Source organism: Pseudomonas sp. HY13-MNA-CIBAN-0226, assembly GCF_040310305.1.
Lineage (GTDB): Bacteria > Pseudomonadota > Gammaproteobacteria > Pseudomonadales > Pseudomonadaceae > Aquipseudomonas > Aquipseudomonas gregormendelii.
In genome coordinates this window covers 1-251 of the sequence record NZ_JBEOPS010000468.1, presented here as the reverse complement: position 1 = coordinate 251, position 251 = coordinate 1, and the positions used below count along the sequence as shown (strand labels likewise).

At 54.2% G+C, this 251-nt stretch carries 1 pseudogene; it reads right to left on the bottom strand.

Annotated features, from left to right (window positions below):
- A pseudogene (locus tag AAEZ05_RS29545) lies at positions 1 to 251 on the bottom strand (DUF5983 family protein); the annotation flags it as partial.

Below are 251 nucleotides of genomic sequence, written 5' to 3'. Positions count from 1 at the left end.
CCACGGACTTGGCTTCTTCCAAGGAGTCAAAGTCCGCGACGTGGCACTGCTCGTTGAACACTTAGCCTATTACGGCATAGACCACCTGGTGCACCAGTCCGTTGGACGGGCAGCAACCATCCAATTCATTCAGAATGGATTGGCCTTCGCTGATCAAGGCGAAATCATCATTGAAGATGCAGGGGACCAGTTGCAACGTATCGTCGGACAGATGCTCCTGGGAGTCGTGCATAGGCCGAAAGCAGGGAGGA